Origin of the sequence: Erwinia sp., assembly GCF_031978025.1 — a bacterium.
Taxonomy (GTDB): domain Bacteria; phylum Pseudomonadota; class Gammaproteobacteria; order Enterobacterales; family Enterobacteriaceae; genus Erwinia.
Map to the genome: position 1 here is coordinate 1 of NZ_DALZCD010000265.1, position 6,026 is coordinate 6,026.

A 6,026-nucleotide genomic window follows, 5' to 3' on the forward strand; every position below is an offset into this window, starting at 1 on the left:
TGCCTTCCTGCTGCGGTGAATAGTCCACAATACGCAGCTGCTCCAGACACTTGGTCAAATAGCGCACGCGACGGTCAATTTCGCGCAGGCGCTTTTTATTGTACTGGTAGTCAGCGTTTTCGCTGCGGTCGCCCAGGCTGGCGGCCCAGGTCACTTTTTTCGTCACTTCCGGGCGCTCTTCACGCCAGAGATAATCCAACTCGGCTTTCAGCTTGTCGTAACCTTCGCGAGTAATCAGTTTTGTTTTCATCGTCGTCCTTCTCTTTCTCGGGAGTGCGCCCACTATTTTGTTGTGGCCTGAGCGGTGATGCAAATACCTTCCGGGTTTTTCTGGTCCGCTGTTACTGTTTGTTTGTCCTGATCTTTCAGCGTAAAAAGAGCACGACTGAGGGAATAGTTTCGTGGATAAATTAAAGATAAGCTGCTGTTTAATATGCTTTGTAACAATTTCGGCTAGAATATAAACCATTATTGACTGTTACATTCAGGCATCTTTTTTAAGAATACCGGCGCAGGCAATAGCGCCTTTGGAGTATCGAAATGCAAGAGAACTACAAAATCCTGGTCGTGGATGACGACATGCGTTTACGCGCCCTGTTGGAACGCTATCTGACCGAGCAGGGTTTCCAGGTACGCAGCGTGGCAAACGCCGAACAGATGGATCGTCTGCTGACCCGTGAATCCTTCCACCTGATGGTGCTGGATCTGATGCTGCCGGGCGAAGATGGCCTGTCTATCTGCCGCCGACTGCGTAGCCAGAGCAACCCAATGCCGATCATTATGGTCACGGCGAAAGGGGAAGAAGTGGACCGTATTGTCGGGCTGGAAATCGGTGCCGACGACTATATTCCAAAACCGTTTAACCCGCGCGAACTGCTGGCCCGTATCCGTGCCGTGCTGCGTCGTCAGGCTAACGAACTGCCGGGCGCACCTTCGCAGGAAGAAGCGGTGATTGCTTTCGGTAAGTTTAAGCTGAATCTGGGCACGCGCGAAATGTTCAGGGAAGACGAGCCGATGCCGCTCACCAGCGGCGAGTTCGCCGTGCTGAAGGCGCTGGTCAGCCACCCGCGTGAACCGCTTTCCCGCGACAAGCTGATGAACCTGGCGCGTGGCCGCGAGTACAGCGCCATGGAGCGTTCTATCGACGTGCAGATTTCTCGTCTGCGCCGCATGGTAGAAGAAGATCCGGCACACCCGCGCTACATCCAGACCGTATGGGGTTTAGGCTACGTCTTCGTACCGGACGGCAGTAAAGCATGAGGCGACTCCGCTTCTCTCCCCGTAGCTCCTTTGCCCGCACGCTGCTGCTGATCGTCACCTTGCTGTTTGTCAGCCTGGTGACGACCTACCTGGTGGTGCTGAACTTCGCTATCCTGCCCAGCCTGCAGCAGTTTAACAAGGTGCTGGCGTACGAGGTGCGAATGCTGATGACTGACAGGCTGCAGCTGGAAGACGGCACGCAGCTTGAAGTGCCGCCAGCGTTTCGTCGGGAAATCTATCGAGAGCTGGGCATTTCGCTGTATACCAACGCAGCGGCGGAAGAGAGCGGATTACGCTGGGCGCAGCATTACGAGTTTCTCAGCCAGCAGATGGCGCAACAGCTCGGCGGCCCTACCGATGTGCGCGTCGAGGTAAATAAAAATTCGCCGGTAGTCTGGCTGAAGACCTGGCTTTCGCCCGATATTTGGGTGCGGGTACCGCTGACCGAAATTCATCAGGGTGATTTCTCGCCGCTGTTCCGCTATACGCTGGCGATCATGCTGCTGGCCATTGGCGGCGCCTGGCTGTTTATCCGTATCCAGAACCGGCCGCTGGTGGAGCTGGAGCACGCCGCGCTTCAGGTGGGTAAAGGCATTATTCCGCCGCCTTTGCGGGAATACGGTGCTTCTGAAGTGCGATCGGTGACGCGAGCCTTTAATCAGATGGCAGCAGGCGTTAAGCAGCTGGCAGATGACCGCACGCTATTGATGGCAGGCGTCAGCCACGATTTGCGCACGCCGCTGACGCGTATCCGTCTGGCGACGGAAATGATGGCGCAGGAAGATGGCTATCTGGCGGAATCGATCAATAAAGATATCGAAGAGTGCAACGCCATTATCGAGCAGTTTATTGATTATCTGCGTACCGGTCAGGAAATGCAGACCGAACGCGCGGATCTTAACAGCGTGTTGGGCGAGGTCGTGGCGGCTGAAAGCGGCTACGAGCGGGAAATCGAGAATGCGGTTATGTCGACCGAACTGATGGTGGAGATTAACCCGCTCTCGATAAAACGCGCGCTTGCTAACCTGGTGGTGAACGCTGCCCGTTATGGCAACGGCTGGATCAAGGTCAGCAGCGGCAGTGAGTTACAGCGAGCCTGGTTCCAGGTAGAAGATGATGGTCCCGGTATTAAACCGGAACAGCTTAAGCATTTACTGCAGCCTTTTGTACGCGGTGACAGCGCACGCAGCACCAGCGGGACCGGCCTTGGCCTGGCGATCGTGCAGCGTATTATCGATGCGCATCAGGGCTCACTAGAGATTGGTGAGAGCGAGCGGGGTGGGTTATGTATTCGAGCCTGGCTGCCTTTACCGCCTGGCCCGGCCCCCACGGTCGTGACGGGATGATGTATTAATAAAAAAGGCCGGATGTCAGTCATCCGGCTTTTTTTACGCCTGAGGTTACAGTTGCGGGCCGGCAGCTACCAGTGCTGCACCGGCAGCCGTGTCGGTGTATTTATCAAAATTGGTGATAAATAGCTGCGCCAGGCTATGCGCTTTCTCTTCCCACTGCGCGGCTTCGGCGTACGTGTTGCGCGGATCTAGAATGGCGCTGTCCACGCCAGGCAGCGCCAGCGGGACCGCCAGATTAAACACCGGCAACGTGATAGTTTCAGCCTCAGCGAGCTCGTCGTTGAGGATGGCATTGATAATAGCGCGCGTGTCCTTCAGTGAAATGCGCTTACCGCTGCCGTTCCAGCCGGTATTAACCAGGTAAGCTTCCGCGCCTGCCGCCGCCATGCGTTTGACCAGCACCTCGGCATACTGCGTCGGATGTAGCGTCAGGAATGCCGCACCGAAGCAGGCGGAAAAGGTCGGCGTAGGTTCAGTCACGCCGCGTTCCGTACCGGCCAGCTTGGCGGTAAAGCCTGATAAAAAGTGATACTGCGTCTGATCTGGCGTCAGGCGCGACACCGGTGGCAACACGCCAAAAGCGTCCGCCGTCAGGAAAATCACCTTACGGGCGTGGCCCGCTTTCGATACCGGCTTAACAATATTGTCGATATGGTAAATCGGGTAGGAGACGCGGGTATTCTCGGTTTTGCTGCCATCGTCATAGTCCACCGAACCGTCAGCGCGCACGACTACGTTTTCCAGCAGCGCATCGCGACGAATGGCGTGATAGATCTCCGGCTCCGCCTGCTCAGACAGCTTAATGGTTTTGGCATAGCAGCCGCCTTCAAAGTTAAAGACACCATCGTCATCCCAGCCATGTTCATCGTCACCGATCAGCTGACGGTTTGGATCGGTTGACAGGGTCGTCTTGCCGGTGCCGGACAGGCCAAAAAAGACCGCCACGTCGCCTTTCTCACCGACATTAGCCGAACAGTGCATTGATGCAACGCCCTTCAACGGCAGCAGGTAGTTCATTATGGCGAACAGGCCTTTCTTCATTTCGCCGCCGTACCAGGTGCCGCCAATCAGCTGGATCCGCTCGGTCAGGTTAAACGCCACAAAGTTTTCGGAATGCAGACCCTGCTGTTGCCAGTCCGGGTTGGTACATTTCGCGCCGTTCATCACCACAAAATCAGGCTCGAAACCGGCTAATGCCGCCTCATCCGGCCGGATAAACATGTTCTTAACGAAATGCGCCTGCCAGGCCACTTCGGTAATAAAACGTACGCTAAGACGCGTATCCGGATTGGCACCACACCAGGCATCCACGACAAAAAGACGTTTGCCGGAGAGCTGTTTGGTCACTTTCGTTTTGAGATCCTGCCAGATTTCCGGAGAAAGCGGCTGGTTATCGTTTTTGCCTTTTCCCTGATCGTTCCACCACAGCGTGTCGCGTGTCGTCTCGTCACGCACGATATATTTATCTTTAGGAGAACGGCCGGTAAAAATGCCGGTATCAACGGCAATAGCGCCGGATTGCGTTTCAATACCGCGTTCAAATCCGCTCAGTTCGGGACGCGTTTCTTCCTTGTACAGCGTGTCAAAATCCGGATTGTAAAGGATTTCAACCACGTCCGTGATGCCATAATCGACGAGATCCTGCTGGGTCAGGTCACGCATGTTACTGCTCCTTTGTCGGGTCGGTTATTATTACAGATGAAGGGAAATCGCGTTCCATTAACCGTATTGGTTATCAAATTCTTAATAAAGTGTAAATTGCGATCGCGCGCAGTTTACACGGCCAGGGCCAGAGGAAAAGCAAGAGGGAGCAGAAATGAGAGGCGGAACGTGAAACGATTACTATCGCTTCAGCGTATGCATTGAGGTGAGGGTTTCACTCAGTGACCAGGGTAAAAGGGCATAACGCTGCGCCGCCCGTCCGCGGCGCAACTTTATTAATGCACGCGTTCGTCGCCAGCGGCAGAATCGTTGCGGATGGCGGCGATATCTACAGCATCGTAAATATAATGGCTGCCGCAGTAGTCGCAGTGCATATCAATCTTGCCGTCTTCGGCCAGAATCTCATTCACTTCTTCTTCCGGCAGGCTGCGCAGCACTTCGCCACAGCGTTCGTGTGAGCAAGTGCAGCGGAAGATGACATCCTGTGGGTCGTAAAGCGTCACTTCTTCCTGATGGTAGAGACGCCACAACACTTCATTGGCGGGCAGACCCAACAGTTCTTCCGTCTTGATGGTGTCGGTCAGCGTCGCCAGATGATCGAAGTCCTCTGTTTTCGCGTCCTGTGCGGGCAGAACCTGCAACAGAATACCGCCAGCGCCAGCCTGGCCTTCTACTTCGCCGGTACGGATAAACAGACGAGTGGGCAGCTGTTCCGAACGCATAAAGTAATCTTCCAGGCATTCGGCCAGGGTTTCGCCTTCCAGCCCAACCACGCCCTGATAGCGTTCGCCTTTCGCTGGCGTGATAGTGATGACGAGATAACCGTTACCGACCATCTCTTTCAGGCTGCTGTCGGGTGCGATTTCACTGTTCACGCGGGCCACACCACGCATTTCCTGACGGTTGTTACCGTTGATCACGGCAAGGTTCAGCGGGCCATCACCCTGCAGCTGCACGGTGATATCGCCATCAAATTTCAGGGTAGCGGTCAGCAGGCTGGTGGCAACCAGCAGTTCGCCCAGCACTTTCTGCACCGGTTGCGGATAATCGTGACCGTTAATAATCTGTTGCCAGGTGTCGGAGACCGTCACCAGCTCGCCGCGTACGGCATAGTTTTCAAACAGATAACGGTGCATTTGGTCTTGATGAGCCATAATTCTCTCTCGTTGTGGCAAGCTATTCGTCGCCAGAATTTTTAAATTTCATTAAGTCCCGGCGCTCTTTTTTGTCAGGGCGACGGTCAGGATGCGGCATAGTCAGCGCGTTCATTTTTCGCGCCAGCGCTATTTTTTCCCGCTTCACAATACTTTCTGCCGTTTCGGCATACATCAGCTGGGCTTCGGCGGCCGGACGACGCTGGTCACCCGTTGCCAGCACGATGATGGTGCGCTCATCATTGCCCTGACGTAAGGTCAGTTCGGCATTCAGCTCCACCAGCTTGCTCGGTTTGCTACGCTGGCCGTTGTAGTGCACTTTACCGCCTTCGATCATCTCACGTGCGACCGCGCGGGTTTTATAGAAGCGAGCGGCCCACAGCCATTTATCGAGCCGAACCGCTTCTGCGGATTTCTCTTTCATCGCTGCTCCTGTTTGGGAATATCCCTATGTATGGGTTGCCTGTCGGAAATCAAGGTGCCTCTCCGGCTTAAGCCGGAGAGCGTCATGCTGGATGGCACAGAAAGGACATTAACCTTAAAAATAGCATAAAACCGACAGGCTCAGAACAGCGGCCGGATACTCTGTGGTGAGCTT

Annotated in this window: 5 protein-coding genes and 1 pseudogene; 2 read left to right on the top strand and 4 right to left on the bottom strand. The window is 54.9% G+C overall.

Annotated elements, in window-relative coordinates:
• A pseudogene (gene greB, locus RTK32_RS17715) lies at positions 1-250 on the bottom strand (transcription elongation factor GreB); the annotation flags it as partial.
• A gap of 290 nt (positions 251-540) precedes the next feature.
• Between greB and ompR the strand changes: the two are divergent.
• Together ompR and envZ are read left to right on the top strand one after the other, a co-directional pair.
• On the top strand, positions 541-1,260 hold the full coding sequence (gene ompR / locus RTK32_RS17720) for a two-component system response regulator OmpR (RefSeq protein ID WP_001157751.1): 720 nt from the start codon (positions 541-543) through the stop codon (positions 1,258-1,260).
• The gene (envZ, locus tag RTK32_RS17725; protein ID WP_312046301.1) at positions 1,257-2,606 is read left to right on the top strand and encodes a two-component system sensor histidine kinase EnvZ; all 1,350 of its coding nucleotides are present in this window, start codon (positions 1,257-1,259) and stop codon (positions 2,604-2,606) included. Before ompR ends, envZ begins: the two co-directional genes overlap by 4 nt.
• A gap of 54 nt (positions 2,607-2,660) precedes the next feature.
• Here envZ and pckA read toward each other — a convergent pair whose 3' ends face one another.
• The 3 genes from pckA to hslR form a co-directional block, all read right to left on the bottom strand.
• A complete protein-coding gene (gene pckA / locus RTK32_RS17730) occupies positions 2,661-4,274 on the bottom strand; it encodes a phosphoenolpyruvate carboxykinase (ATP) (protein ID WP_312046303.1) in 1,614 nt (537 codons plus the stop codon).
• 275 nt (positions 4,275-4,549) lie between these two features.
• Entirely contained in the window at positions 4,550-5,428 is an 879-nt protein-coding gene (gene hslO, locus RTK32_RS17735; RefSeq protein ID WP_312046305.1) for an Hsp33 family molecular chaperone HslO, read from the bottom strand.
• Between the two features lie 22 nt (positions 5,429-5,450).
• Positions 5,451-5,852, bottom strand: a complete 402-nt coding sequence (gene hslR / locus RTK32_RS17740) for a ribosome-associated heat shock protein Hsp15 (protein WP_312046307.1) — start codon at positions 5,850-5,852, stop codon at positions 5,451-5,453.
• Positions 5,853-6,026: the final 174 nt, after the last annotated feature.